This is a genomic window from Catenulispora sp. GP43 (assembly GCF_041260665.1).
Taxonomy (GTDB): Bacteria; Actinomycetota; Actinomycetes; order Streptomycetales; family Catenulisporaceae; genus Catenulispora.
Genome location: NZ_JBGCCT010000005.1, coordinates 335,644 through 360,062 on the forward strand (window position 1 = coordinate 335,644; position 24,419 = coordinate 360,062).

Below are 24,419 nucleotides of genomic sequence, written 5' to 3' on the forward strand. Positions count from 1 at the left end.
AAGGAGTCGACCGATGGACATCCACCTGACCCGGGCCTGGGTCCGGGCCATGGCCGCGGCGATGGACGAGAACAAGGACCGCCTGACCCAGCTGGACTCGGCCATCGGCGACGCCGACCACGGCGTGAACATGCAGCGTGGCTTCACCGCGGTCCTGGCGGCCCTGGACGGCTACGAGGCGGCCGGCGTCGGCGACGTGCTCGTCAAGACCGGCACCACGCTGATCTCCACCGTCGGCGGCGCGGCCGGCCCGCTCTACGGCACCTTCTTCCGCGCCACCGGCAAGCAGCTGTCCGGCCCGACCGCCGACGCCGGGCAACTGGCCGCGGCCTTCGACGCCGGACTGGCCGGCGTACAGAAACTCGGCGCCGCGGTGCCCGGTGACAAGACCATGGTCGACGCTCTCGTCCCGGCGCTGGCCGCGTTCGGCGAGGCGGCGGGCGCCGGACAGGGCGAGGCCGCGGCCGCCGAGCAGGCCGCGAAGGCCGCCGAGACCGGCATGCAGGACACGATCCCCTTGCAGGCCCGCAAGGGACGCGCGTCCTACCTCGGCGCCCGCAGCATCGGACACCAGGACCCCGGTGCCACCTCCACCGCACTGGTCTTCCGAACCCTCGCGGAGGTGCTCCAGTCGTGACCCGCTCGACCTACGTCGGACACCTGGCTTCCGCCGGTACGGCTCTGGGCCTGCTGCACCATACGGATCTGCCGCCGGTCGCGCCGCCTGGTAGTTCGGGTACGGGCCCTGATACGAGCCCAGACCCGACGCGGGAGTCGGCCCCGGACCCGGTCGCAGAGGTCACCGAAGCCTTCGACGCGGTGGCCGGGCAGCTGGCCGGGCTTTCGCGGACGCTGCGCGCCTCCGGGCAGACCGACCTGGCCGACATCGTCGAGGTCGACGGCTACATCGCGCTGGACGGCGAACTGCGCGGCGCGGCCGTGCAGCAGGTGCGCGCCGGCCAGTCCGCGTCGGACGCCGTCGTCCTGGCCGTCCACGAGTACGCCGCCCTGCTCGCGTCCCTGGACGATCCGACTCTCGCCGAGCGCGCGGCCGACGTCCGCCAGGTCGGCCGCCGGGTCCTGGCCCACCTCGCCGGGGCGGAGTCGGCGGTGCCCGGGGGCCCGGTGGTGCTGGCGGCGCAGGAGATCGGCGCCGCGGACCTGCTGGAGTACGGCGACCTGGTCGTCGCCGCGGTCTCGGTGGTCGGCGGGCCCAACTCCCACGCCTCGATCATCGCCCGGTCGCTGGGGATCCCGCTGATCCTGGGTGTCGACGCGGGAGTCCTGAACCATCCGGACGGCACCGAGGTCCTCATCGACGCCGAACGCTCGACGCTCACAGTGAATCCCGAGCCGGGGGAGCGCGACGCGGCCATCGCGGCGATGGACGCGGCGCGCCGCCGTCGCGAGGTCCTGGCGGCCGAGCGCGACCTGCCGTCTCAGACCCTTGACGGACACGCGATCGCGTTGCGGGCCAACGTCGCCACCGCGATCGAGGCCAAGGCCGCCAACACCGCCAAGGCCGACGGCGTCGGGCTGCTGCGGACCGAACTGCCGTTCCTGGACGCGGGCTCCTGGCCGACAGCTGAGCAGCATGCCGCGGTCCTGCGGCCCATCCTCGAGAAGCTGGCCGGGCAGCCGGTGACGGTGCGCACCCTGGACTTCGCCGACGACAAGTTCCCGCCGTTCCTCGCCGACCAGGCCGTGGACGGGCATCTGGGCCGGGGCCTGCCGCACATGCTCGCCGACCCCGAGGCGTTCTCGAATCAGTTCCGTGCGATCCTCACCGCCGGGGCGGCGTGCGATCTGCGCGTCATGATCCCCATGGTGGCCACCGTCGAGGAACTGGCCGCCTGCGCGAAGACCCTGGCCGACGTGGCCGCCGACCTGGGCGTTGCGGCGCCGCCGATCGGGGCGATGATCGAGCTGCCCGAAGCGGTCGATCTCGCCGACGAGCTGGCGGCGGACGCGGCCTTCTTCTCCATCGGCAGCAACGACCTGACCAGCCAGATCCTGCGGCTGGACCGGCGCGATCCGGCGGTGTCCCCGGCGCTGGCCGCCCACCCGCGCGTCCTCGACGCCATCGCCCGCACTGTGCGGGCCGCGCACCTGGGAGGCATCCGGGTGTCAGTGTGCGGTGACGCCGCGGCGCATCCCCTGGTCATCCCCCTGTTGATCGGCCTGGGTTGCGACGTGCTGTCGGTCGCCCCCGCCGCGCTGGACGAGACGCGGGTCCGCATCCGCCGTCTGGACGCGCGGATCTGCGCCGATGTCGCTGCCGAGGCACTCACCTGCGAGACGCTGGAGAGCGTGCAGCGCATGGTGCGCCGGCGTTGCTGGCCGGCCATGCCCTGAAGCCTGAAGCCGGAACCGCCGAGCAGCGCCCAGGAGGAAGTCCATGACGTCGAAGCACCCTGATCCCGATCCGGCCCCGAGGACGGCCTTCGGGCTCGGCCTGGCGGCCGTGGGGCGTCCCGGGTACATCAACCTCGGCCGCGACGACGACCTGCCCGCCGACCGCTCGGTCGAGGCGATGCGCTCTCGCGCGCACGCGGTGCTCGACGCGGCCTACGCGGCCGGGGTCCGCTACTTCGACGCCGCACGTTCCTACGGCCGCGCCGAGGAGTTCCTGGGCGAATGGCTGCATGCGCACCCTGATATCGACGACGTCGCCGTCGGCAGCAAATGGGGCTACACCTACACCGCCGACTGGCGCGTGGACGCGCCGGTGCACGAGGTCAAGGACCACAGCATCGCGGTGTTCACCCGGCAGATCGCCGAGACCCGGTCCCTGCTGGGCGATCGGCTGAACCTGTACCAGATCCACTCGGTCACCCCCGACAGCCCGGCCTTGGCTGATACAGCTCAGGGCCTGCACCGCAGGCTGGCCGCGTTGGCCGCGCGCGGGGTGCGGATCGGGATGTCGACCAGCGGGCCGCGGCAGGCCGAGGCCATCCGGGCCGCGCTGCGGATCACGGTCGGCGGCAGCCGTCTGTTCGAGAGCGTCCAGGCCACCTACAACCTGCTGGAGACCTCGGTCGGGCCGGCGCTGGCCGAGGCCCACGAGGCCGGATGGACGGTCATCGTCAAGGAGGGGCTGGCCAACGGCCGGCTGACCGACGCCCACCTGGCGGAGCAGGACCGGGACGACTCGGCGCTGTCGGAGGTCGCCAAGACGATGGCGGCCGGTGCCGATGCCGTCGCGCTGGCGGCGATCGCGGCTCAGCCGTGGGCCGACATCGTGTTGTCGGGCGCGGCGACCGTGGCCCAGGTGGAGAGCAACCTGACCGCCGCCGACCTCAGCCTGGCACCGGATCAGCTCGATCAGCTCACCGCGCTGGCGATGCCGCCGGAGGAGTACTGGACGCAGCGTTCTCGTATGGCGTGGAGCTGACCGCCCGGGAGTCAGCAGCAGTCAGCAGCAGTCAGTACGAATCCTCCGGCGCGCTGGTCCCGAGGAGTTTGGCCTTGGCGATGCCGAACTCCTCGGCGGTCAGCATGCCCTGTGCGTGCAGATCCGCCAGCTGCCGGAGTTCGCCGACCAGACCCGGCGTGGCCGGGTGTTCAGGAACCTCCGGCATGGGTACCGCGTCCACGGCCGCCCGAGCCCTCACCACCATGTCCCGGAACAAGGCGGCCTCCTCCTTGCCGAACCCGTGGACGGTCAGCGGGTCGCCCTTCCTCTTGCGCGGAGGAATCCCGCCCTGGATCACCAAGGTCACCGATGCGAGGATCAGTCCGTTCCGCACGTTGACGCCCGATATCACCCCGAGCGGGAACTGCGCCTCGCCGCGGCCTTCGTCGGAGAGCCACTTGTGCATGACGGTCACGTACTGGCCGTCGAACGTCATCGAGCCGTCCGAGCCGTGGATGCGGGTCGTGCCGGCCGGCAGCGGATCCTTCTTGCCCATGATGTCCCCCTCCACCTGTGGTGGTGGGGACGCTACAGGGTCCTGCCCTCCGCGGCCGAGCGGCGGGCGGTTTCCAGGACGGTGAGCGTCGCCAGCGCGTCGCGGGGATCGACGGGAGCCGGCGCGCCGTCCCGCAGCGCCGCGACGACGCCCGCGTAGAAGGCCGGGTAGTCGCCGGGCAGCGACGGGTACCGCCGCGCGTCCTCGGTCGTGCCGAGCAGGCCCCACTCGCTCTCGGCCGGTTCGCCCCAGCCGGGTCCGGGGCGCTCGCCGGCGCGCAGTGCGGCCTCCTGGGGGTCCAGGCCCTGGACCACGTAAGCACTCTGATTGCCGAGGACGCGCAGACGCGGGCCGAGTTGGGCGGCCACGGCGCTCATCCACAGATGCGAGTGGACGCCGGAGGCGTGGGTCAGCGCGATGAACGCGTCGTCGTCGGCCACGGCGCCGGGGCGGCGGACGTCCACCTCGGCGTAGACGCGGGTGGCCGGGCCGAACAGGTGCAGGGCCTGGTCGACCAGGTGGCTGCCCAGGTCGTTCAGGACGCCGCCGGCCTTGGCCGGGTCGGCGGACTCGCGCCAGCCGGTGGCGATCTGCGGGCGCCAGCGCTCGAAGCGCGACTCGAAGCGGTGCACGTCGCCGAGTCCGCCCTCGGCGATCAGGTGCTTCGCGGTGCGGAAATCGCTGTCCCAGCGCCGGTTCTGGAACACCGTCAGCATCACGCCGCGCGCCTCGGCGAGCTCGATCAGCTCGCGGGCCTCGGCGGCGGTGGGCGCCAGCGGCTTGTCGACCACGACCGGCAGTCCCGCCTCCAGCGCGGCGCGCGCGGACGGGCTGTGCGTGTCGTTGGGGGAGGCGACGACGACCAGGTCCAGCGCCGAGGGGTCGGCGAGCAGCTGCTCGACGCTGTCGACCGCGCGGGCCTGCGGATACTCGCGGCTCAGCTGCTCGCGCCGTTCCGGGTTGGCGGTCACCACGGTCTGCAGCCGCAGTCCGGGGGTGGTGGCGATGAGGGGCGCGTGGAAGGCACGCCCGGCCAGTCCGTAGCCGATCAGGCCGACGCGCAGCGGGTTCTGCAGCGAGTTCTCGGGAGCGCTCATGGGACCGAGTTAAGCAACACTGTTGGCAAAGCGCAAAACGAGGTCGCACAATGGGACGCATGGAACGACGGCAGGCCGGGACCAACCTCACGGGGTTGCGCGACCACAACACCGCTTTGGTGCTGGGGCTGCTTCGGGCCGCCGGCGATGGGGCCGACACCGACACCGACACCGATGCCGACACCGATGCCGACGCCGGGGCCGTGGCCGGGGGCAGCAGCCGGGTCCAGCTCGCCGCCCAGACCGGCCTCACCCCGCAGGCGATCAGCAAGATCACCGCCCGGCTGCTGGCCGAGGGGCTGATCGAGGAGGCCGGGCGGAGCGCGTCGACCGGCGGCAAGCCGCGCACGCTGCTGGCCCTGCGCCCCGAAGCCGGCTGCGCCGTCGGCGTCGAGCTGGACCGCCGGCGCGGCACCATCCTGCTCGTGGACCTGGCCGGCCGGACGCTGGGCGCCCGTACGCTGCCGTTCGGATTGGCGAGCGGAAAGCCCGAGCGGGTGGCCGTCGAACTCGGCGAGCGGGTGCGCGGGCTCATCGGCTCGGCTTCGGCCGGAGCCCGGGTGCTCGGTGTCGGCATCGGCTGTCGCGGGCCGCTGGACCACGAGACCGGGGTGCTGCACCGTCCTGCCGGACTGCCCGCGTGGGACGGGTATCCGTTGCGCGACGAGGTGGACGCGTACCTGGACGTGCCGACCGTGCTGCTCGACAAGGACACCAACACCGCCGCGCTTGCCGCACCGGCGCCCGGCAACACGGCGTATCTGCACTTCGCCGACGGCCTCGGTGCCGGGATGCTGCTCAACGGCGCGCTCTACAGGGGCGCGAGGACCAATGCCGGTGAGTTCGGTCACCAGGTCGTCCAGCCCGACGGTCCGGTCTGCACCTGCGGCGCGCGCGGCTGTCTGGAGGCGCTGTGCCTGGCCGCGCTCGCGGAGGGCGATCCGCAGACCGCGGCGCGCTGGCTCGGCCTCGGTGCGGCCAATCTCGTCCGGCTGCTCGACATCGACCGGATTCTCCTTGGCGGGCACCAGATCTTCGCCGCGCCGGACCTGTATCTGCGCGCGGTCGTCGACCAGATCGCCGCACATCTTCCCGACCCGGCCTGGCAGAACGTGCAGGTGTCGCTGACCCCCGCCGGGGAGGACGCGGTGGCGGTCGGTGCCGCGCAGCTTGTGCTCGACACCATGTTCGTGACACCGGCGACGCGCATCAGCCCTCTGTCTTCACGGTGACAGAGGGCTGATCGGCCGGACGCAACGTCAGCGGACGACGTCGAAGACGTTCTTCTGGATGCCGTTGCTGTAGGTCTGGCTCTCGACCAGCTTCAGCTTCTGCACGTCCTTGTCCGTGCTGCTGAACAGGCGCTTGCCGGCGCCGAGCAGCAGCGGGAAGACGAGCAGGTGGTAGCGGTCGATCAGGCCGGCGTCGGACAGCGCCTGGTTCAGGGAGGCGCTGCCGTGGACGATGATCGGGCCGCCCTCGGTCTGCTTCAGCGCGGCGACCTCGTCGAGCGTGCGCAGGATCGTGGTCGGGCCCCAGTCGTCGACCAGGTCCGCCTCGGTGAGGGTGGTGGACACGACGTACTTCGGCATGTCCTTGTACAGGGAGAACTCCTTCATGCCCGGCCACACCGGGCTGAAGGCCTCGTAGCTGGTCCGCCCCATCAGGATGGCCGTGGACTCCTCCTGCTCGGTGCCCTTGAGGGCGTAGGCCTCGGGGACGAACTCGACGTCCTTGAAGGTCCAGCCGGAGTTCCGGTAGCCGGGCTCGCCGCCGGGGCCCTCGACGACGCCGTCGAGCGAGATGAACGCGGTGCTGATCAGGGTACGCATATCAGACTCCTTAGTTTGCGATGTCGTTGTTGCCGATGGCGTGTGTGAGCCACTGCTGCCAGGCCTGCTCGGCATCGGCATCGGCTTCGGGAACGGCGTCGGCGTCGGCTTCGGGAACGGCGTCGTCCGGTCCGCCTCGGGACGCGAACAGGTGGTGGAACATCAGCGCCAGGCCCGAGCCGTGGTGGAAGGTGTAGAGCCCGTCGGCGGTGCGGACGCCGAAGCGTTCGCCGTCGGCCCAGACCACCTCGCCGTCCACCAGGGGCGCTCCGGCCGGTCCGCCGTCGGCGCGGGCGCCGATGGCGACGGGTGCGGTCAGGGACAGCGCGCCGGCCAGCAGGGCCTGTACGTCCTCCGGCGAGCGACCGGCCGCCGGGGCCATGCCGAAGACCGGGACCGCGGTGCGGCCGGGGAAGTGCGCCAGGTACTCGCGCAGCGTGTTGAGGTGGAAGGGCCAGCCGCGGCGCAGGGCGTCGTACTCGTTCTCCCAGTCGTCGCCGAGCAGGCCGCTGTGCACGACGCGCAGCACGGTGCTGCCGCCCTCGCGGCCCTCCAGGAGGTACTCGAAGGCCATGAAGCGGCCGTCGGGTGCGGGGGCGGTGCGGGTGGCCAGGCGCTTGCCGGGGTCGTAGGCGGTGACCACGGCCTCCTCCCGGTGGCCGCCGGTGTCCATGGAGGCGGTTCCGCCTTCGCGCGCCTCGATCTCGTTGCGTCCCATGAACCAGGAATCGACTCCCGGTCCGGTGGCGATCGCCTCCCAGACCTGCTCGGGCGTGGCCGGCAGCGTGGTCTCGAGCTCGATCTCGAAGGGGTGCGTCATCGCGGATCCTCCTGTTCTGCGGGGGTTTCGGGCTGGGGGCCGGGTATGGGATGGAGGCCGACGACCAGCCGGTGCTCCCGTCCCCCGGCGGCCTGCTCGTCGTGGTAGCGGCTGACCAGCGCGGTCACGGCCTGCGTCAGCTCCTCGGCGAACGCCGCCCGATCGGCCGCGGAGGCGAAGCGCACCCGCGCGTCCATCCCGAAGGTGGCGACCGGCTTGCCGGCCCGCGCCGACCCGCTGAGCAGCGTGCCGACCTCCTGGATCAGCCGCGAGCCCAGGGCCAGCAGCCACCGCGCGGACAGCCGGTCGGGCGCCCGGTCGGGGTCCGGGCTGACGGCGGCCAGCGCGCCGGGCGAGATCACGTAGGAGGCGGCGGTGGCGCCGTAGACGCGCTCGGTGACGTTGCCCTTGCGGCGCTCCTCGACGAGCTCGACCAGCTCGTGCCGCTCGAGTTCCTTCAGGTGGTAGTTGACCTTCTGGCGCGGCAGCCCGAGGCGGGCCGCCAGCATGGCGGCCGAGCCGGGCTCGGCCAGGGCGGCGAGGATGCGGGACCGGATGGGATCCAGCGAGGCCTCGGCCGCGGCGGGGGAGGCGATGACGGCGACATCGAGCATGGTTCCAGGATCTGGCCGACAAGGAATTTTGTCAAGACAAGAAAATTTGTCGGCGAGTCGGCCTGGCCGGCGCGGCTGGCCTGATCGCCGAAAAGGTCCTGCACCGATGACACCGGCCCGCCAAGATTCATCTCATGACAAGACGTCTCGCGATCCTGATAGCAGGGCTCTTCGCCGTCCTGCTCGCACTCAGCGGGTGTTCCAAACCCAAGCCCGTCGCCTACGCACCGGCCGCCTATGGTCAGCAGGTCGGCGGCGTGTTCCAGTGCTACTACGTCGACAGTCCCGCCGAGGCGCAGACGCTGATCGCCGAAGGCCTGTGCCCGCCGGGTTCGGTGCCGACGCCTATGCCGCAGTCGTGGCTCAACCAGTACTTCGCGTATTACGACTCCCCGGCCTACTACAACACCTATGTGCCGGTTCCCTACCGTTCGAACTACATCGGGACCTACCACACCTACTACGTGCAGCACGCCAGCGTGATCGACGCGGCGGCGAAGACGGCGTCCTGGAAGGGCTCCAACGGCAAGACCGTGTCCGGGTCGCAGGTGGACACGGCGAAGATGAAGTTCTCGACCGGTTCCGGGTCGAACTCGATGATGGGCGGCGGTTCACTGCGCGGCGGATCCAGCGGGGGATCCGTCGGCGGGTCTTCCGGCGGTGCCTCGGGTGGGTCGGGTGGTTCGTCCGGCGGCGACGAGGAGTCCAGCCATTCGAAGTCCGGGACCAGCCACTCCAAGTCCGGCGGTACCGGCGGCGGTTCGTTGCGAGGGGGCAAGAAGTGATGCTGCGGGACTTCTCCGTCTACGGCTACTGGCCGCACACCACGGAGCGCTGGGGCGAGGTGTTCCAGGCGACGTCGGCGCGTGCGGCCGAGGACCTGGCGCAGATGTACGCGCGCGAACGGGGCGCCGCGCTGCGGGTCGCGGGCGTCTTCGAGGGCGTCGTCGCCTCGGTCGACCGCTACACGCTCTTCGTCGATCCGCGCGACGTCCGCAACCTCGATGCCGAAGGGCTCGACCCCGATGTGCCGGGTCTGCGGAACGAGACGTGGACGGTGCTCGGGCTGATCGAGTCCCTGAACGACCGCCGGTGGAACGAGCACACCGGCGGGCAGCGGTTCTGCGACCACGTGCTCGCCGATTCGCCTTTGTCCGCCGAGGACGTCGCGGAGGACAAGGCGCGCAGCGAGGGCGGCAGACTGCTGGTGTGCGCGGTGTTCGACGGGACGCGGCAGCGTGCGGACGCGCTGTACGCGAAGTTCGCGAACCCGGACGTGCAGGCGGCGTAGGCGGCCTAGGCGGAGATCTCCCGGCGCCGCCGACGGTACCGTTGCGGCATGTCCTTCGCGATGAGCAACGGCGTCCGGCTCGCCTACGACGAGGCGGGTCCGGCGGACGCGGTCGGCGCGGGCGCGGGCGCCAGTGTCGGCGCCGGTGCCTCGCCGACGGTCGTCCTGACCCATGGCGGCCTGGGCGACCGGCGCATGTGGGACCACCAGTTCCAGGCGTTGGCGCGGCACTGCCGCGTGGTCCGCTACGACCTGCGCGGCGCCGGCGAATCCGACGACGCCCGCGGTGAGTTCTCGCGCTGCGACGATCTGCTGGGCCTGATGGACGCGCTCGACATCGAGCGCGCCGTCCTGGTGGGCAACTCCGTCGGCGGCGCGTACTCCATCGAAGCCACGCTCTCGGCACCCGAACGTGTCAGCGCTCTGGCACTGGTGTGTTCGGGGCTGACCGAATACGACTGGCCCGCCGAGATGACCGCCGAGGTCGGGCACCTCATCGCCGAGGCCGTGCCGGCCGACCGGATGGCCCGCTACTGGAACCGGACGGCCGAGAGCATCGACCCGGCCGACGTCGCGGCGGTCGCCGAGGTCAACGTCCGGTACATGGTCGCCGGGCCCGGGCGCAGCCTGGAGGAGCTGGATCCGGCGATCCGGGAGCTGGCGCTGGAGATGTGCCGGCACAGCTTCACGCGCGAATGGAGCGTTCCGCTGTACCAGGAGCGCTTCCTGCAGCCGCCGATCATCGAGCGGCTGCGCGACATCGCCGTGCCGACGCTGATCGTGAACGGCGTCCACGACCCCTCGGCCATTCAGGAGATCGCCGATCTGCTGACGGTGCGGATCCCGGGCGCGCGGCGCATCGATCTGGACTCCGGGCACCTGCCGTCGATCGAGCGTCCGGAGGAGACGACGCGCGCGTTGCTGGAGTTCGTGAGCGCGCGACACACCACGGTCGGGTGAGGCTCCCAGGGAGTTGACCTGCGAGCCGGTATCCATGGCTCATGATCAACAACCGTATGAGAGTCCTGTCAGGCGCTGCCGCCCTGGCGTTGTCCCTCGTTCTCGTTCCGCAGGCCGCCGGCCAGGCGCGCGCCGCCCAGACGACGGTCGCCGCCAGCTGTCCCGTCCCGGCCGACCACCTGTACGACGCCGCCGAGCGCGACGTCGAGCTGGAGCGGATCGCTCCCGTGCCGTCCTGGCGCTCCAACTGCGACGAGCTCTACCGGTCCGACGGCCGCGGGCCCGAGATCGTCTTCGCCGAGGGCTTCCGGCCCAAGGACGTCGTGACCGGGCAGTACGACCTGGCGGCGTACGTCGCCAACAACCAGCCGTCCCCGTTCGTCAGCACGTCCTACGACCACGACCTGTACAAGAAGTGGAAGTCGGGCTGGAACTACTACGTGGACGCGCCCGGCGGCATCGACGTGAACGCCACCATCGGCTACCAGCACAAGTACGCCTCGCAGATGGAGGTCGCCTTCCCCGGCGGCATCGACACCAAGTTCATCGTCGGCGGCTGCCCGGTGGACCTCCAGACCAAGACCGAGATCCTCACCGGCTGTGAGCGCAATCCGAACTACGTGCCGTGGCGAGGGGTTGCGGCAGGTTTCCCCGTATAGGGCGCGCCTTGCCACCCCGGCGCTGACAGCGCATCATCGGAACGCCCTACATCAAGTCATGTGCGCGGAGGCCAGATGAGCGTGCCCGACACGGCCGAGCCGTGGCCGCTGGTCGGGCGTGATCTGGAGCTGGCCTGCTTCGACGCGGTCTGGGCCGCGCGGGGGCGTCAGGGCGTGGTGATCCACGGGCCGGCCGGGATCGGGAAGTCGCGGCTGGCCGAGGAGTTCCTGCCGCGCGCGGTGCGGGCCGGGTTCGAGGCCGGGCGCGCCACGGCTTCGGCGCCGGCGGCCGCTGTGCCGCTCGGCGCCATCGCGCACCTCATTCCGCCGGGCGTGGACCTGGCCGATCCGGTGCGGGGGTTCGCCGCCGTGGCGCGGGAGCTGGCCGGGGCGCGCGGGGAGCGGCGCTGGGTGCTGCTCGTCGACGACCTGCAGTGGCTCGACGCGGCCTCGGCCGTGCTGCTGCGGCAGCTCATGGACGCCGGGGTGGTGCGGCTGATCGGCACGGTGCGCAGCGGTGAGCCGGTCGGTGAGGCGGTCGGGGCGCTGTGCGGGCGCGACGCGGTCCACCGCATCGACCTGGAGCCGTTCGACGTCCGGGCCACCGAGCAGGCGCTTCAGGCGGCGCTCGGCGGCCCGGTGGTCCGGCGCACCGTCGAGGATCTGCAGGAGGCCTCCGGCGGCAACATCCTGTTTCTCAGGGAGCTGGTACTCGGCGCGCTCGCCGCCGGAAGCCTCGTGCACGACGGCGAGATCTGGGAGCAGACCGGCCCGTTCGCCGCCGGGACGCGCCGGCTGACCGAGATGATCGACGCCCGCCTGTCCGCCGCGCCGGTCCGGGCCCGGCCCGCGCTGGAGCTGCTGGCGCTGTGCGAACCGGTCCCGGTCGCCGACGTGCTGGCGGCCACCGACCTGGACACGCTGACCGCGCTGGAGGAGTCCGGGCTGGTGCGGGTGGTCATCAGCCACCGCCGGACCACCGTCGCGCTGGCGCATCCCCTGTACGGCGAGGCTCTGCGGGCGGGTATCTCGCTGCTGCGGCGCACCAGGCTGCTGCTGGACCAGATCGAGCGGACCAGGGCCGCGGGCGGCCGGCGGGCCGACGACACCCGCCGCATGGCCGCCTGGCAGCTGGCGGCGACCGGCACCGCCGACCCGGCTCTGCTCGTCGAGGCGGCGGCGCTGTCCCGGTACGCCCACGACTACGCGCAGACCAAGACCCTCCTGGAATCGCTTCGCGAGGAGGACCAGACCACCGCGACCCGCCTGGCGCTCGGCGAGGCGCTGTTCGAACTCGGGGCCCCAGTGGGTGCCGAGGCCGTGCTGGCGGCCGCCGACGCCGGAGCCCGCGACGACCAGGAGAAGCTGGCGGTCGCGGTGGTCCGGTCCTGGAACCTGTTCTGGGGCGCCGGCCGGACCAAGGACGCGCTGGCGCAGATCGCCGACGCCGACGCCACCATGACCGGCCCCGAGAGCCGCAGGATGCTGCGGTACCACCAGGCCTCGATCCGGCTGTCCGACGGCGACCCGTCGGCGCTCGCGCTCCTGGATGACATGCCCGAGATGCCTGACATGCCCGACGAGGCCGGGGACCACGGCGACCCGACGGGCTGGCTGACCGCGGCCATGATGAAGTCGATGGGCCTGACGATGCTCGGGCGCACGGCGGACGCCTCGGCGTGGGCCGAGCACTCCTATCGGACGCATCTCGACATCGCCGGGCGGGCCCTGTACCCGCACCCGTCCGCGCAGCTCATCTCGCTGTCGGTGGCCCTGCGCGACGCCGGGCGGTTCACCGAGGCGCGGGCGGCGGGCGAACTCGCCCACTCCAAGCTCGGGACGTCGGCGACCCAGCTGACCCGCACCTGGGTCGCCTTCAGCCGCGGCCAGATCGAGCTGGCCTGCGGACACCCGGCGACCGCGCGCCGCTGGTTCGCCGAAACCGTGCGGCGGGCCCGCTCCCAGGGGCAGATCAGGCCCCTGAATCCGGGACTCAACGGACTGGCGGTGGCCGCCGCGCTGCGCGGCGACCTGGCCGCCGCCGAGCGGGCGGCCGACCGGGCGCGGCAGTATCCGGCGTTCGGCATCTGCGGGGAGTTCGGGGCCCTGGCCCAGGCCTGGCTGCGGGTCGGCCGAGGGGATCTGCCCGGCGCGCGCAGGGAGCTGATCGAGGGCGCGCAGCGGTCCCGGGCCGTCGGGAACGTCCCGATGGCGGCGTGGCTGCTGACGGACCTGGCGCGTCTCGGCGGCGCGCAGACGGCCCTGGAGTGGCTGACGGAGCTCGCCGCGACCGCGCAGGGGCAGCTGGTCCCGGCCGTGACGGAGCTGGCGCGGGCGCTCGCCGCCGACGATCCCGAGCGGCTGCTGGCGTCCTCGCGCGAACTGGCGGCGATGGGCGCCGATCTGTACGCGGCCGAGGCGGCGAGCGCGGCGGCCGGGGCGTTCCGGCGGGTCGGGAGCCCGCGGCGGGCGCCGGTGGCGGCGCGTCTGGCCGCGGACCTGGCGGTGCTGTGCGAGGGGGCGCGGACGCCGTTGACCGCCGCGGAGGCGGCGGCGCCTTTGACGGCCCGGCAGCGGGACATCGCGGTGCTCGCGGCGGCAGGGGTGGCGAGCAAGGACATCGCGGCGCAGTTGCACTTGTCGGTGCGGACGGTGGAGAACCATCTGCAGAACGCCTATGCGCGGCTCGGTGTGACGACGCGGGGCGAGTTGGCTTCTGCGCTGGGGGATCAGGGCTCCGGGGCGCTGGAATCCTTGAGTACGGCTACTTGAGTACCGACCACTTGAGTACCGATTACTCAAGTGCCCTGAACGGCGCGATGGTCGACTTCTTTCCGTACCCCTTGGGACTCACGGGGCGGAGGAGGTGACCGCTGTGGCCATGAAGAAGGACATCATCTGGGACTGACGCCGTGTGTGGCGTGCGTCTGGGCTGGGCCGCGATGCGGGTGGGACCTCGCGGCCCAGCCGTTTTCCGTGCTCGGTTACTCAGTAACCCTGCTGCTGTTGCTGCTGTTGCTGCTGTTGGACGGCGAGGATCGCCTGGACCTTCTGGCCCTGCTTGGTGGGCATCATGGTCGCGACCATCGAGCCGTCGGTGAAGTGCAGCTCGGCGCGCGGGGTGCGGCCGTGCAGCGCGGCGTCCTTGGTGCCCTCGGTCCGCACGCCGGCGATGAGGGTGCGCGGCACGGCGTGCACCAGGCGCATGGACGAGCCGCCGGCGCGCCCGGCGCGGAAGACGAGGTAGCGCCGGTCGGTGAGCACGCCCCAGGAGCCGGGACCGTAGTCCTCGCGGGTGGCGCGCGCGAACCGGATGAACCAGCCGGCCTGGCTGTCCCACCCGCCGAGGAAGACCGGCCCGGCGAGCTTGCGGTTGAGGGCCTCGACGCTCTTCTCGGCGATGCGCTCGTTCATCGCGTCCATGGGATTCAGCGCCCACTTCAGGCCCTTGTTCATCTTCTTGTCGGCGCGGCTGATGCCGCCCAGGACCCGGTGCTGGCCCTCGATGGCGATCATGAGCTCGCGCGGGGTCTCGGGGATGGTGTCGTCGAGCTTGAGGATGAAGCCGTAGTAGACGCTCTCGCCGGGCTCGAGGAAGGGGGCGGCGCCGTCGACGAGGCGGTCGCGTGGCGTGGCGAGGTTTGGCGGGGGCGGGAAGCTGGTGAGCTGAGGCTGGGCCTGAGGCTGGGGCTGCTGGGGGAGGTAGGCGGGGGCAGGGGGCTGCTGCCAGCCCTGGTTCGGGGCGGCAGGGGGCGCTTGGTAGGGCGCGGGCTGCTGCCAGGGCTGGTTGGGGGCGGCCGGCGGGGCCGGGTACTGCTGGGCGGCGGGCTGCTGCCAGGCCGGGGCGGGAGGTGCTGCGGGCGGCTGCTGCCAGGCGGGGGCGGCAAGGGGGGCCTGCGGTGCGGCGGGGGCGGGTTGCTGCCACGCGGGAGCCTGCGGCACATCGGCGGGCTGCTGCCAGGCGGGGGCCTGCGGCACATCGGCGGGCTGCTGCCAGGCGGGGGCCTGCGGCGACTGCGACTGCTGCCACGCCGGTGCAGCAGAAGCCTCAGCTGGCTGCTGCCAAGCGGCGGCCGGAGCCTGCGGCGCGGCGGGCTGCTGCCACCCCGGATTCGCCGCCGGATACTGCTGCCCCTGCCCCTGCTGCTGTTGCTGCTGTTCCTGCCACCCCTGCGGCGCCACATAAGGCTGCTGATACTGCTGCTGCGGCGCGTGGGCCTTCTTCCCCGATCCGTACGGATTCACCGGCTGCCCGGGATACGGCGGCGGCGCCTGGTACTGCTGCTGCGGCGGCTCGTTCTGCGGCTGCCACTGCGGTGCGGGTTGGCCGTACTGCGGTTCGGGCTGATTCATGCGTCCCCCATGGCTTCGGATATGCGTGCCAAGGGTAGGGCCCGGCGGGCCCTCGAGCCAGGGGCTTGATGCAGGGGGTTCGCGAGTGGGCTAGTCGGGGCGGCCGAAGGCTCTGATCTCCTCGATCTGCTTCGGTGTCAGCTTCGCGGGCTTCTCGCCGCGTTCCAGTTTCGCGGCGTGGACGTGCCGTTCGATGTCCGTCGCCGGGGTGCCGGTGTCGCCGGCGTCCGTGAAGTTCGAGATGGCTGCCAGGACGTGGCGCATGATCTCGCCCGCTCGGTTCTTCGGCATGCCGGCGACGATCCACACGTTCTTCGGGCCCGCTATGCGTCCGGTCTCGCGTTCGATCGCCGTGGTGATGCGGGCGACGGTGTCGGTTTCCTCGCCGGGTTCGCCCGCCGGTTGGAGGACCACGTACATCTCGATCAGCCAGCCGTGTTCCGCGTCGTGGACCGGGACGGCTGCCGCCTCGGCGACGTCCTCGACGGTCAGGGCCGCCGCCTCCAGGTGCTTGGCGCTCAGCTGGTGGCCGGCGACGTTGATCACGTCGTCGACCGGTCCGCGGACGGCTGCGCCGGAGGAGGCGGGAGCAGCCCGGGATGCCGCTCCGCGCTCCGTTTTGCGCCGCAGATGCGAACGCGGGTGTGCGGGACGGACCGCTCCCGCGGCCCGTCCCGGCGTCCGCACACCGCGCCCGGTGGCTCTGGCCCGACCGCTCATCGCGGCCAGGTGGGGAGCAGGGTCTTGCCGTGCGTGGCGTTCACCACCGCGGCCGACGAGGCGTACCAGGCGACCACCGCCGTGACGATGCCGAGCCACCCGCCCACCTTGGTCATCGTGTCCGGGGCCGGCAGGCTGTTCTGGAACGCGCCGATCGCCAGGAACAGGAAGGTGAGGGTCAGCAGCACGAACACTGCCAGCACCGCCAGGTTCGTCTTCAGGGCCGCCAGCGTCATGTACAGGGTGAAGATGCACCAGGCGAGCAGGAACAGCCCGACAGCCTGGTGGATGTCGCCCGCGCCCCGGGGCGTCAGCTTGACCAGCGCCCAGTAGCTGAGCCAGAACGCGCCGAAGGAGGCGAACGCGGTGGCACCGAAGGTGTTTCCGCGCCTGAACTCCCACATACCGGCCAACAGCTGCGTGATGCCGCCGTAGAACAAGGCCAAAGCCAGCACGACGTGCACCGCGCCGGTCTCCTTGATGAGGTTCGCGTTCAGGAAGCTGAGCACGAACGTGGTCATGGCGAAGCCGGCGAGTCCGAGTGGGGCGGGATCGGCGATTCCCGAGACGGGGGGCGCCGGAGGCGCCGGCCGACCGGTAGGTGTCGTCTCGCTCATTTCGCGACTCCTTCCTACAGGGGAAGGGACAGACATATCTGCTGAATAAAGGATAGAACGGTCATCCGCGAAAGAGTAGTGCTGAGCGTTTTCACCAGGGTGCGTACGCGTATGTCGTCCGGCGCCGAGCGTGGTCTAAGCGCTGACGTGCTCTTCCACGACCCACGACCGAGTGGCCGAACGGTCCAGGAATCGCGCCTCGTCCTCGGCGACGCCCGAGCCCTCCGCGAGCACGAGCGACAGCCAGGTGCGGCGCGCGGCCTCGTCCACGAACTCCATCCGGGTCATCACGTCGAAGTCGGCGGGGAATCCGCGTTCGTCGGCTTCGGGGAGGTAGGCGCGGACGTAGCGGTCCGGTGTCGGGGCCAGGCTGAGGATCAGCGGGACGTGGTGGTTCTCGTAGTAGTCGACCAGCTCGGCGCGGCTGAGGCCGGCTCGGGCCTTGAGGAGGGCTATTGAGGTGATCATGGCTGCCATTCTGGTGAGTTTCCGGCGGAGCGCCTTTCGTTAGAACCTCTCACGCTTCCTATTGACTCTCGCGTGCGACGGTTATAACTTCTAACTCAAGCGATAGCAGCTAACTGAGGAGCCGTACCATGACCGCCGTCCGCCGCCCCGCCCGCCTCCGCAGCACCCTGCTCGCGCTCCCGCTCGCCGCCACCGCGCTGGTCGGCGGCCTCGCCGCACCGGCCCAGGCGCAGGCGCAGGCGCAACCGCAAGCGCAGGCCGCCGCGCAGCGGCCCCTGACCTGCCAGGGCCAGGGCATCGACCCCACCGCGCAGCTGCACTACCAGACGCAGATCTTCATCAAGGCCCCGCTGAGCACCGTGTGGCGCGTCCATACCGACGTCGCGGCCTGGCCGCGGTGGCAGCGCGCGGTGAGCACCATGGAGCCGCTGACGCCGGGCCGGCTGCGCCCCGGATCGCAGTTCCGCTGGACGACGCCGGCCCCGGCCACCGCCTCGACGCCGGCGACCACGCTGGTCGTCACCTCCACGGTCCAGGACGTCCGCCCCGGCCAGTGCATCCGCTGGATGGGCCCGGCGATCGGCGACGGCCTGCGCATCGACCGCGGCACCCACGTCTGGAACTTCATCAAGGTCCCCGGCGGCGTGATCGTCCGGACCGAGGAGAGCTGGACCGGCGCGCAGATCGAGGCCGACCCGGCCACCGCGATCCGGTATCTGGCGCCGGGGCTGGACGAGTGGCTGGCCGACCTCAAGGCCCGGGCCGAGGCCCAGGCCTGTCACCACTGAAGCGGCCGCCTACACCAAATCAGGCTGCTGCCACTCCTCGCCGAGCACGTGCTCGGCCAGGAACGCCCGCACCGTCTCGTACCAGAGCTTCGACTCCTGCGGTCGCAGGATCCAGTGGTTCTCGTCCGGGAAGTACAGGAACTTCGCCTCCTTGCCCCGCCGCTGCAGGTCCTGCCACTGCCACAGCGCGTTCGACACCGGCACCCGGTAGTCGTTGTCGCCGTGGATGACCAGCATCGGGGAGGTGACGTTGTCCGCGTACAGATGCGGCGACCAGCGCAGGGCGTGCTCGGGCCGGAGCATGACGTCGCCGTACGCCTGCCGGAAGAACCACGGCACGTCCGAGACCGTGCGCAGCGAGGCGTTCCAGACGCCGGCGTGCGAGATCAGGGCTTTGAAACGCCCGGTCTGCGTGGCGATCCAGTTGGTCAGGTAGCCGCCGAACGAGGCGCCCATGGCCGCCGTGCGCGTGCCGTCGATGTCCGGCCGGTCGATCACGGCGTCGGTGGCGGCCATGATGTCGTGGAACGGGACCCCGCTGCCCTCGCCCTTGCCGCGGTCGACGAACGTCTGGCCGTAGCCGGTGGACAGCGAGTAGTCCGGCAGCAGGACGGCATATCCGCGCTGCACCAGCACCCACGGATTGGCGCGCCAGCTCCAGGAGTTGCTGCTCATCAGCGGGCCGCCGTGGATCCACACCACCAGCGGGGCCGGGCCCTCGGCGGTGTTCGGCAGCACCAGCCGGGAGTGGATGACCGTGCCGTCCTCGGCGGTCGCGGTCACCTCCTCGACCCAGCCGGGCAGCCGCACCGTGTCGCCGGGCGCCGACAGCAGAACCGGTTCCTGGTCCTCGGCCGCGGCGTCCAGGCGGACCGGACGCGGGGTGGCGTCGACGGCGGTGCGGATCGCGAACAGGGTCCGGCCGTCGGGGGAGACCTGAAGGCCGGTGTACGCCGCGCGGTCGCCGGTGAGCCGGGTGACCTCGCCGCCGACCAGGTCCACCTTGAACACCGGCGCGCGGCCGAGCTGGTCGGCGGTGAAGTAGAGGGCTGAGGAGTCCGGCGCCCACACCAGGCCCTGCGGCCACAGGTCCAGACGCTCGGCCAGGGCCCGGCTCGGGCCGCCGGCCAGCGGCTGGAGGTGGATGGTGGGCTTGCCGGCCGCGTCGAAGGTGGCGGATTCGCTGCGGACGAAGGCGACGGTGGTGTCGTCGGGGGAGATGGTCGGGTCGAAGTGCTGGTGTCCCGGGTCGCCGGCGAACAGGGCCGACTTCCCGGAGTCGACGTCGAGCACCCGCAGTTCGGCGGCGTGCTCGCTGTTCGCGAGGGCGGCCGTGATGCCGTAGACGACCTTCGAGCCGTCGGAGGTGACGGCGAAGGAGTCCACCGCCGGCCCGAGGTCCCCGGTGGCGTCGCGCAGCTCCAGCTTTCCGTCCGGACCGGGGGCCTCGGCCGCGAACAGGCGGATCCCGTCCGGGCCGATCTGCGTGTCGAACTGCCGGACCCACGCCTGGGTGTGCAGGATCGCGGTGACGTTCGCGTCCTTGCGGGCCTTGCGGCGCGCCGCGTCGTCTTCGAGGTCCCCGGCCTGCGGCATGACCTTGGCCGCCAGGACGATCCGGCCGGTCTTCGCGGCGACCTGGACCCTCCCGATCCCGGCCGGCGGCGCCGCCAGCAGCCGGGCCTCGCCGCCGCGCGCCGGCAGCAGCCACAGGCCCTGGCCGCCGCCGTTCTCGGTGTCGCCGCCGTCCTGCGCGTCCGGGTCGGTGCGCTTGGCGGCGAACAACAGCGAGCCGTCGGGCAGGAACGCCGGGGCCGACTCGCCGGCCGCCGACCGGGTCAGCCGGAACGGGGCGCCGCCGTCGCGGTCCACGTCCCAGATCGAGGAGACGTGCTTCTTGCCGTCCGGTGACAGATGCTGCACCCCGACCACGAGACGGCTGCCGTCCGGGGCCAGTGCGAGGCCGCCGACTCTGGGGATCTCCATGAATCGCGCCAGGTCTTCGAAGGGGCTCTCGTCGTCGAGAAGGATCTCGTCGTCGGCCGGCTGGGTGGGTTCGGTGTCCGCTATGTGCTCAGTCATCGGAGGCCACAGTAACCGGCGTGTCCGCTGGCTGGTCTGATCACCGCCGATGGGGACTGTGACGTATTGACGATTCGCCGGTGGCGCGGTGCTGCCTCAGTGTCATGAGCTCGCGGTGAACTGCTTGTTTCCAGGTCTGTACACCGGCATTACCCGTTGGTAACTTACTCCGAGTCAGGTCTGTGATCCACTTCACCCGCCAAGGAGTGCCATGCGCAGAAGACCAGTTCGGCGTGCCCTCGCGACCGCCGCTGTGGTGGCCCTCGCGGCCGCCGGAATCAGCACGGCCACAGCCGCGACGTCCTCCGCCTCCTCGTCCGACTCGTTCTACAGCTACAGCGGCTCGGCGCCGTTGGCGTCGTACGCGCCGGGCACCGTCCTGAAGACGCGGACGCTGCAGTACCACGTCCTCGGGATCCCCACGCCGGTCACGGCGATCCAGATCCTGTACCGCACCACCGACGCCCAGGGGCGCGCCACCGCCGGTGTGACGTCGGTGATCCGCAGCATCACCGGCGACAGCGGCAAGGCCGTGTCCTACGACTCGTTCTACGACTCGCTGAACCCGGCCGACAGCCCCTCGCGCGCCATCGCCGGCGACCTCTCGCTCGGCGGCACCATCGCCAACGCCGAGGCCCTGTTCCTGGCGCCCCTGGTGTTGCAGGGCTACAACGTCGTCATCCCGGACACCGAGGGCCAGACCGCCGACTTCGCCGCCGGCCCGGAATACGGCACCACCACCCTGGACTCGATCCGTGCGGCCACCAGCGGCGCGGCCGGGACCGGCATGAACGACGGCACCAAGTTCGCGCTGGAGGGCTACTCCGGCGGCGCCATCGCGACCGACTGGGCCGCGGCCCTGGCCCCGTCGTACGCCCCCGACGTCAACCGCAACCTGGTGGGCTTCGCCGAGGGCGGCCTGCTGGTGGACCCGGCGCACAACCTGAAGTACGTCTCGGGCTCGCTGGTCTGGTCCGGCGTCATCCCGATGGCCATCATCGGCGTCGCGCGCTCCTACAGCATCGACTTCAGCAAGTATCTGAACGCCTACGGCATGCAGGTCTACAACCAGCTGCAGCAGGGCTCGATCATCAACGCCCTCGGCGAGTACCCCGGGCTGACGTGGGCGAAGATGGCCAAGCCGCAGTACGCGAACCCGGACTCGGTCCCGGAGTTCGTCAACGCCGTCAACAAGATCAACCTCGGTTCCGCCCCGACCCCCACCATCCCCGGCTACCTCGGCCAGGGCGACGGCGGCGTCCTGGAGGGCACCTTCTCGAACCCGCCCGGCATCGGCACCGGCGACGGCGTGATGGTCGCCGGCGACGTCCGCGCCCTGGCCCGCCAGTACTGCGCCACCGGCGACGCCTCGATCAAGTACGACCAGTTCGACCTGCTGAGCCACATCGGCACGGCGGCCGCCTGGGCGCCGCTGGCGCTGCTGTGGCTGAACGACCGCTTCGCGGGGCGCACGGCGCCTTCGGACTGCGGGTCGATCGCCGCGGGGAACTCGCTGACCCCGGAGCAGGTGGCTGGTTCTTGAGCAGGGCTAAGGCTTCTGTGTGACGGACCGCATCCCGCGAGCTGTTCAGGCGGCTTCGCGGGATGCGCTTTTCACGCACGGTTCAGCGGTTGAGCCCGGCCAGGTAGTCGTTGTAGGCATTCAGCTCGGCGTCATTGTTCCGGTCGGCAGCCCGGTCGCGCTGCGCGGCGGCCCGGGTGTCGGCCTTGCGCCATTGCAGGAACAACACGAGCAGCACCAACACGCTGGGGATCTCCGAGAACGCCCAAGCGATCGCGCCCGCCGCGTGCTCGTCCGACAGTGCCGTCCCGGGCCAACTGGCCGGGTGGTGCGTGAACACCGTGGTGGTCAGGGCGCTCTCCATCATCACCGCGATGCCGAAGAAGGCGTGGAACGGCATGCCGCCGAACAGCTCCAGGATGCCCAGCACCGGGTTGGCGCGGCGCGGGCCCGGGTCGACGCCGAGGATCGGGTAGAAGAACAGCAGGCCGACGGCCAGGAAGTGGACCAGCATCAGCTCGTGGGTCCACCACGTGCTCATCAGCGTCGTGAACAGCGACGTGAAGTAGAGCCCGTACAGGCTGGCGACGAACACCGGCAGGGTGAACCACGGCGCCGTGATCACCTTGGCGAAGCGCGAGTGCAGGACGTGCACCAGCACCTCGCGCGGCCCGAGGCGGCCGTGGGCGGCGGCGGGCAGGGTGCGCAGGGCCAGGGTGATGGGCGCTCCGAGCAGGAGCAGGACCGGGCTCACCATGGACAGCACCATGTGCTGGACCATGTGGACGCTCATCAGCTGCATCCCGTAGCCGCCGATGCCGGTCGCGGTCACCTCGATGATGGTGGCGATGCCGAGCAGGAAGGCCACGGTGCGGCCGGGCTGCCAGCGGTCGCCGCGGCGGTGCAGGCGCCACACCCCGAGGACGTACAGCAGCGCGGCCAGCAGGCCCACCGCCGGGACCAGGGGGATCGGCTGCGGGTGCCAGGCCAGCAGCCTGCCGAGCGAGACCGGGGCCTCGGGCATCCAGCCGGGGCCGCTCATCCCGTCGCCCATGGGCGTGCTCCTTGTGCTCCTCGTGAGTGGTTGCTGACCGGGGAGTGGCGGATTCCGGCCGTCGGTGGCCCGGTTAGGGGCCCATCGTCCCACACCGCCTGACGATCTCCGCGGGCGGTGTGTCCCGGTTGGGCCGAAACCGGGCGGGGCATGACGGACGGAGTGGGGAACCGGTGCGATGATGTGTCCGCCATGGACCTCCGGAGTGTCGCCCCGAACGCGCGGGCCGCTGTTTTCGCAGCGGTCTGCACGCTGTTGGCGGTCGCGGCACACCGGCTGATGTCGGCCACGGCCATCCCCGTCGCGGCGCAGGCGCTCGGCGCGGTGGCGGTGTTCTGCTTCGCGCGGATCGCCGCGGCGCCCGGCGAACGCGGCCTGGGCTCGATCGCGCTGCTGGTCGGCGGTTCGCAGATCGGGTTGCACCTGCTGTTCCACGCGGTGCAGGCACCAACTATGCCCGCTATGTCGGGCGTGGGGGATATGTCCGGAACCTCATCCGGCATGACGATCGCCCACGTTCTCGCCGCTGCTTGCGCCGCGTGGTGGTTGCGCCGCGGTGAGGCCGCGTTGTTCGCCGCCGTCGAGCGGGCCCGCGTGGTCCTCGGCGCGTCGTGGCGGATGCTGGCGTGGTGGGCCTTGGGCATGCGGCCGATCCGCTCGGCGCCCCCGACGCTGCCCGCGGTCGGCCGGGACGCCCGCCGACCGGTCACAGCACGCGCATTGTTGTTCACGGTGATCAGGAGAGGACCGCCGCCGGCCTTCGGTCGGTAACGGATTACACGGATCGCATCGGCCCCGCTCCGTCCGGGGCTCCGTTTTGCTGTGCTCTCAATCACCGTGGAGATACCACTATGTCCAAGTTCTCGCGCAGTGCGGCTGTCGCCGGCGCGGCGCTCATCGTCCTGGCCATCGCCGGTCCGGCGTCCGCGCACGTCACCATCGGCCCCAACACGTCCCCCAAGGGCGGCAGCGACGTCGAGCTGACCTTCCGCGTCCCCAACGAGGAAGCCCAGGCGAGCACCACCCAGGTCGAGGTCGACTTCCCGACCGACAAGCCGATCACCGGCGTGCTTCCCGAGCCGACCCCGGGCTGGACCGTGAAGGTCGACGACCTCACCCTCGCCACCCCGATCAAGACCGACGACGGCACGGTCACCCAGGTCGTGCAGCGCATCACCTGGACCGGCGGCCAGATCCCGGTCGGGCAGTACCAGGGCTTCCGCGTGATGCTCGGCGCCCTGCCGGACGACGCCGACAGCCTCACCTTCAAAGCCCTGCAGACCTACTCCAACGGCGACGTCGTCCGCTGGATCGACGTCCAGCAGCCGGGCCAGCCCGAGCCCGACCACCCGGCGCCGGTCCTGACCCTGACCGCGGCGGCTCCCGACGGGGCGTCCTCGGCACCGTCCTCGAGCCCGGGCTCCCAGGTGACCGCGACGGCCTCGGCGCCCCCGATCTCCGGCGGCTCGACTTCCGCCGGCTCGGCCACCACCGCCGCAGCGGCCAAGACCAGCGACTCGACGGCCCGCGCCCTCGGCATCGCCGGCATCGTCATCGGCGTCCTCGGTCTCGGCGCGGGCGCGTTCGGCGTCGCCGCGGCGCGGCGCAAGGGAGCCGGGACACCGGAATGA

24 protein-coding genes are annotated in these 24,419 nt (G+C 71.6%); 13 read left to right on the forward strand and 11 right to left on the reverse strand.

The genetic code is table 11. The features are described from left to right. Positions 1-13: 13 nt before the first annotated feature. The 3 genes from dhaL to ABH926_RS13670 are packed head-to-tail and all read left to right on the forward strand — an operon-like array spanning position 14 to position 3,394. Complete coding sequence (gene dhaL / locus ABH926_RS13660) at positions 14-637, forward strand: dihydroxyacetone kinase subunit DhaL (protein WP_370365863.1); 624 nt, start codon at positions 14-16, stop codon at positions 635-637. Beyond that, on the forward strand, positions 634-2,355 hold the full coding sequence (locus ABH926_RS13665; RefSeq protein ID WP_370365864.1) for a putative PEP-binding protein: 1,722 nt from the start codon (positions 634-636) through the stop codon (positions 2,353-2,355). Before dhaL ends, ABH926_RS13665 begins: the two co-directional genes overlap by 4 nt. Before the next feature lie 43 nt (positions 2,356-2,398). After that, positions 2,399-3,394: an aldo/keto reductase gene (locus ABH926_RS13670; RefSeq protein WP_370365865.1), complete on the forward strand. Its 996-nt coding sequence runs from the start codon at positions 2,399-2,401 to the stop codon at positions 3,392-3,394. A gap of 31 nt (positions 3,395-3,425) precedes the next feature. Here ABH926_RS13670 and ABH926_RS13675 read toward each other — a convergent pair whose 3' ends face one another. Both ABH926_RS13675 and ABH926_RS13680 read right to left on the reverse strand, forming a co-directional pair. Next, complete coding sequence (locus ABH926_RS13675) at positions 3,426-3,911, reverse strand: SHOCT domain-containing protein (RefSeq protein ID WP_370365867.1); 486 nt, start codon at positions 3,909-3,911, stop codon at positions 3,426-3,428. 32 nt (positions 3,912-3,943) lie between these two features. Beyond that, the gene (locus ABH926_RS13680) at positions 3,944-5,008 is read right to left on the reverse strand and encodes a Gfo/Idh/MocA family oxidoreductase (protein WP_370365868.1); all 1,065 of its coding nucleotides are present in this window, start codon (positions 5,006-5,008) and stop codon (positions 3,944-3,946) included. 59 nt (positions 5,009-5,067) lie between these two features. On the opposite strand from ABH926_RS13680, the gene ABH926_RS13685 reads away from it, so the two are divergent. Then, positions 5,068-6,240, forward strand: coding sequence for an ROK family protein (locus ABH926_RS13685; protein WP_370365869.1), 1,173 nt, complete (start codon positions 5,068-5,070; stop codon positions 6,238-6,240). A 27-nt stretch (positions 6,241-6,267) separates the two neighbouring features. Here the strand turns inward: ABH926_RS13685 and ABH926_RS13690 are convergent, their stop codons facing one another. Genes ABH926_RS13690 through ABH926_RS13700 form a run of 3 tightly spaced genes read right to left on the reverse strand, consistent with a single transcriptional unit; the run spans position 6,268 to position 8,274 of the window. Continuing rightward, positions 6,268-6,840 (reverse strand): dihydrofolate reductase family protein, encoded by a 573-nt coding sequence (locus ABH926_RS13690; protein WP_370365870.1) that lies wholly within the window; start codon positions 6,838-6,840, stop codon positions 6,268-6,270. A gap of 10 nt (positions 6,841-6,850) precedes the next feature. Further along, entirely contained in the window at positions 6,851-7,660 is an 810-nt protein-coding gene (locus tag ABH926_RS13695; RefSeq protein ID WP_370365871.1) for an SRPBCC domain-containing protein, read from the reverse strand. Then, the gene (locus ABH926_RS13700) at positions 7,657-8,274 is read right to left on the reverse strand and encodes an ArsR/SmtB family transcription factor (protein WP_370365872.1); all 618 of its coding nucleotides are present in this window, start codon (positions 8,272-8,274) and stop codon (positions 7,657-7,659) included. Before ABH926_RS13700 ends, ABH926_RS13695 begins: the two co-directional genes overlap by 4 nt. A gap of 134 nt (positions 8,275-8,408) precedes the next feature. Here ABH926_RS13700 and ABH926_RS13705 point away from each other — a divergent pair, with 134 nt between their 5' ends. From ABH926_RS13705 to ABH926_RS13725, 5 genes are all read left to right on the forward strand, one after another. After that, entirely contained in the window at positions 8,409-9,059 is a 651-nt protein-coding gene (locus tag ABH926_RS13705; RefSeq protein ID WP_370365873.1) for a hypothetical protein, read from the forward strand. Then, positions 9,056-9,565: a hypothetical protein gene (locus ABH926_RS13710; RefSeq protein ID WP_370365874.1), complete on the forward strand. Its 510-nt coding sequence runs from the start codon at positions 9,056-9,058 to the stop codon at positions 9,563-9,565. The genes ABH926_RS13705 and ABH926_RS13710 overlap by 4 nt, the downstream gene beginning before the upstream one ends. A gap of 48 nt (positions 9,566-9,613) precedes the next feature. Then, positions 9,614-10,525, forward strand: a complete 912-nt coding sequence (locus ABH926_RS13715; RefSeq protein WP_370365875.1) for an alpha/beta fold hydrolase — start codon at positions 9,614-9,616, stop codon at positions 10,523-10,525. Between the two features lie 41 nt (positions 10,526-10,566). Continuing rightward, the gene (locus ABH926_RS13720) at positions 10,567-11,184 is read left to right on the forward strand and encodes an ADP-ribosyltransferase (protein WP_370365876.1); all 618 of its coding nucleotides are present in this window, start codon (positions 10,567-10,569) and stop codon (positions 11,182-11,184) included. 75 nt (positions 11,185-11,259) lie between these two features. Continuing rightward, positions 11,260-13,956 (forward strand): AAA family ATPase, encoded by a 2,697-nt coding sequence (locus tag ABH926_RS13725; RefSeq protein ID WP_370365877.1) that lies wholly within the window; start codon positions 11,260-11,262, stop codon positions 13,954-13,956. Between the two features lie 216 nt (positions 13,957-14,172). Here ABH926_RS13725 and ABH926_RS13730 read toward each other — a convergent pair whose 3' ends face one another. The 4 genes from ABH926_RS13730 to ABH926_RS13745 form a co-directional block, all read right to left on the reverse strand. Further along, the gene (locus ABH926_RS13730) at positions 14,173-15,537 is read right to left on the reverse strand and encodes a hypothetical protein (protein WP_370365878.1); all 1,365 of its coding nucleotides are present in this window, start codon (positions 15,535-15,537) and stop codon (positions 14,173-14,175) included. Positions 15,538-15,627: 90 nt separating this feature from the next. After that, on the reverse strand, positions 15,628-16,083 hold the full coding sequence (locus ABH926_RS13735; protein WP_370365879.1) for a hypothetical protein: 456 nt from the start codon (positions 16,081-16,083) through the stop codon (positions 15,628-15,630). Between the two features lie 170 nt (positions 16,084-16,253). Next, positions 16,254-16,874: an acetate uptake transporter gene (locus ABH926_RS13740; RefSeq protein ID WP_370365880.1), complete on the reverse strand. Its 621-nt coding sequence runs from the start codon at positions 16,872-16,874 to the stop codon at positions 16,254-16,256. A gap of 135 nt (positions 16,875-17,009) precedes the next feature. Continuing rightward, positions 17,010-17,342, reverse strand: a complete 333-nt coding sequence (locus tag ABH926_RS13745) for an EthD domain-containing protein (protein ID WP_370365881.1) — start codon at positions 17,340-17,342, stop codon at positions 17,010-17,012. 128 nt (positions 17,343-17,470) lie between these two features. On the opposite strand from ABH926_RS13745, the gene ABH926_RS13750 reads away from it, so the two are divergent. Continuing rightward, positions 17,471-18,130, forward strand: coding sequence for an SRPBCC family protein (locus ABH926_RS13750; RefSeq protein WP_370365882.1), 660 nt, complete (start codon positions 17,471-17,473; stop codon positions 18,128-18,130). A 9-nt stretch (positions 18,131-18,139) separates the two neighbouring features. Here ABH926_RS13750 and ABH926_RS13755 read toward each other — a convergent pair whose 3' ends face one another. After that, positions 18,140-20,212: a prolyl oligopeptidase family serine peptidase gene (locus ABH926_RS13755; protein ID WP_370365884.1), complete on the reverse strand. Its 2,073-nt coding sequence runs from the start codon at positions 20,210-20,212 to the stop codon at positions 18,140-18,142. Between the two features lie 211 nt (positions 20,213-20,423). Between ABH926_RS13755 and ABH926_RS13760 the strand changes: the two genes are divergently transcribed. Continuing rightward, positions 20,424-21,755 (forward strand): lipase family protein, encoded by a 1,332-nt coding sequence (locus ABH926_RS13760; RefSeq protein ID WP_370365885.1) that lies wholly within the window; start codon positions 20,424-20,426, stop codon positions 21,753-21,755. 82 nt (positions 21,756-21,837) lie between these two features. Here ABH926_RS13760 and ABH926_RS13765 read toward each other — a convergent pair whose 3' ends face one another. After that, positions 21,838-22,788, reverse strand: a complete 951-nt coding sequence (locus ABH926_RS13765; RefSeq protein ID WP_370365887.1) for a cytochrome c oxidase assembly protein — start codon at positions 22,786-22,788, stop codon at positions 21,838-21,840. Between the two features lie 192 nt (positions 22,789-22,980). Between ABH926_RS13765 and ABH926_RS13770 the strand changes: the two genes are divergently transcribed. Further along, the gene (locus tag ABH926_RS13770) at positions 22,981-23,559 is read left to right on the forward strand and encodes a hypothetical protein (RefSeq protein WP_370365888.1); all 579 of its coding nucleotides are present in this window, start codon (positions 22,981-22,983) and stop codon (positions 23,557-23,559) included. An 80-nt stretch (positions 23,560-23,639) separates the two neighbouring features. Beyond that, positions 23,640-24,419 carry a YcnI family protein gene (locus ABH926_RS13775; RefSeq protein ID WP_370365889.1) on the forward strand — a complete coding sequence of 260 codons (780 nt, stop codon included), beginning with the start codon at positions 23,640-23,642 and terminating at the stop codon, positions 24,417-24,419.

Excerpts from the sequence above, each read along its gene's own strand:
- dhaL (WP_370365863.1), top strand. The coding sequence starts at position 14 with ATGGACATCCACCTGACCCGGGCCTGGGTCCGGGCCATGGCCGCGGCG.
- ABH926_RS13670 (WP_370365865.1), top strand. The coding sequence starts at position 2,399 with ATGACGTCGAAGCACCCTGATCCCGATCCGGCCCCGAGGACGGCCTTC.
- ABH926_RS13675 (WP_370365867.1), bottom strand. The coding sequence starts at position 3,911 with ATGGGCAAGAAGGATCCGCTGCCGGCCGGCACGACCCGCATCCACGGC.
- ABH926_RS13680 (WP_370365868.1), bottom strand. The coding sequence starts at position 5,008 with ATGAGCGCTCCCGAGAACTCGCTGCAGAACCCGCTGCGCGTCGGCCTG.
- ABH926_RS13685 (WP_370365869.1), top strand. The coding sequence starts at position 5,068 with ATGGAACGACGGCAGGCCGGGACCAACCTCACGGGGTTGCGCGACCAC.
- ABH926_RS13690 (WP_370365870.1), bottom strand. The coding sequence starts at position 6,840 with ATGCGTACCCTGATCAGCACCGCGTTCATCTCGCTCGACGGCGTCGTC.
- ABH926_RS13695 (WP_370365871.1), bottom strand. The coding sequence starts at position 7,660 with ATGACGCACCCCTTCGAGATCGAGCTCGAGACCACGCTGCCGGCCACG.
- ABH926_RS13700 (WP_370365872.1), bottom strand. The coding sequence starts at position 8,274 with ATGCTCGATGTCGCCGTCATCGCCTCCCCCGCCGCGGCCGAGGCCTCG.
- ABH926_RS13705 (WP_370365873.1), top strand. The coding sequence starts at position 8,409 with ATGACAAGACGTCTCGCGATCCTGATAGCAGGGCTCTTCGCCGTCCTG.
- ABH926_RS13715 (WP_370365875.1), top strand. The coding sequence starts at position 9,614 with ATGTCCTTCGCGATGAGCAACGGCGTCCGGCTCGCCTACGACGAGGCG.
- ABH926_RS13720 (WP_370365876.1), top strand. The coding sequence starts at position 10,567 with ATGATCAACAACCGTATGAGAGTCCTGTCAGGCGCTGCCGCCCTGGCG.
- ABH926_RS13725 (WP_370365877.1), top strand. The coding sequence starts at position 11,260 with ATGAGCGTGCCCGACACGGCCGAGCCGTGGCCGCTGGTCGGGCGTGAT.
- ABH926_RS13730 (WP_370365878.1), bottom strand. The coding sequence starts at position 15,537 with ATGAATCAGCCCGAACCGCAGTACGGCCAACCCGCACCGCAGTGGCAG.
- ABH926_RS13740 (WP_370365880.1), bottom strand. The coding sequence starts at position 16,874 with ATGAGCGAGACGACACCTACCGGTCGGCCGGCGCCTCCGGCGCCCCCC.
- ABH926_RS13745 (WP_370365881.1), bottom strand. The coding sequence starts at position 17,342 with ATGATCACCTCAATAGCCCTCCTCAAGGCCCGAGCCGGCCTCAGCCGC.
- ABH926_RS13750 (WP_370365882.1), top strand. The coding sequence starts at position 17,471 with ATGACCGCCGTCCGCCGCCCCGCCCGCCTCCGCAGCACCCTGCTCGCG.
- ABH926_RS13755 (WP_370365884.1), bottom strand. The coding sequence starts at position 20,212 with ATGACTGAGCACATAGCGGACACCGAACCCACCCAGCCGGCCGACGAC.
- ABH926_RS13760 (WP_370365885.1), top strand. The coding sequence starts at position 20,424 with ATGCGCAGAAGACCAGTTCGGCGTGCCCTCGCGACCGCCGCTGTGGTG.
- ABH926_RS13765 (WP_370365887.1), bottom strand. The coding sequence starts at position 22,788 with ATGGGCGACGGGATGAGCGGCCCCGGCTGGATGCCCGAGGCCCCGGTC.
- ABH926_RS13770 (WP_370365888.1), top strand. The coding sequence starts at position 22,981 with ATGGACCTCCGGAGTGTCGCCCCGAACGCGCGGGCCGCTGTTTTCGCA.
- ABH926_RS13775 (WP_370365889.1), top strand. The coding sequence starts at position 23,640 with ATGTCCAAGTTCTCGCGCAGTGCGGCTGTCGCCGGCGCGGCGCTCATC.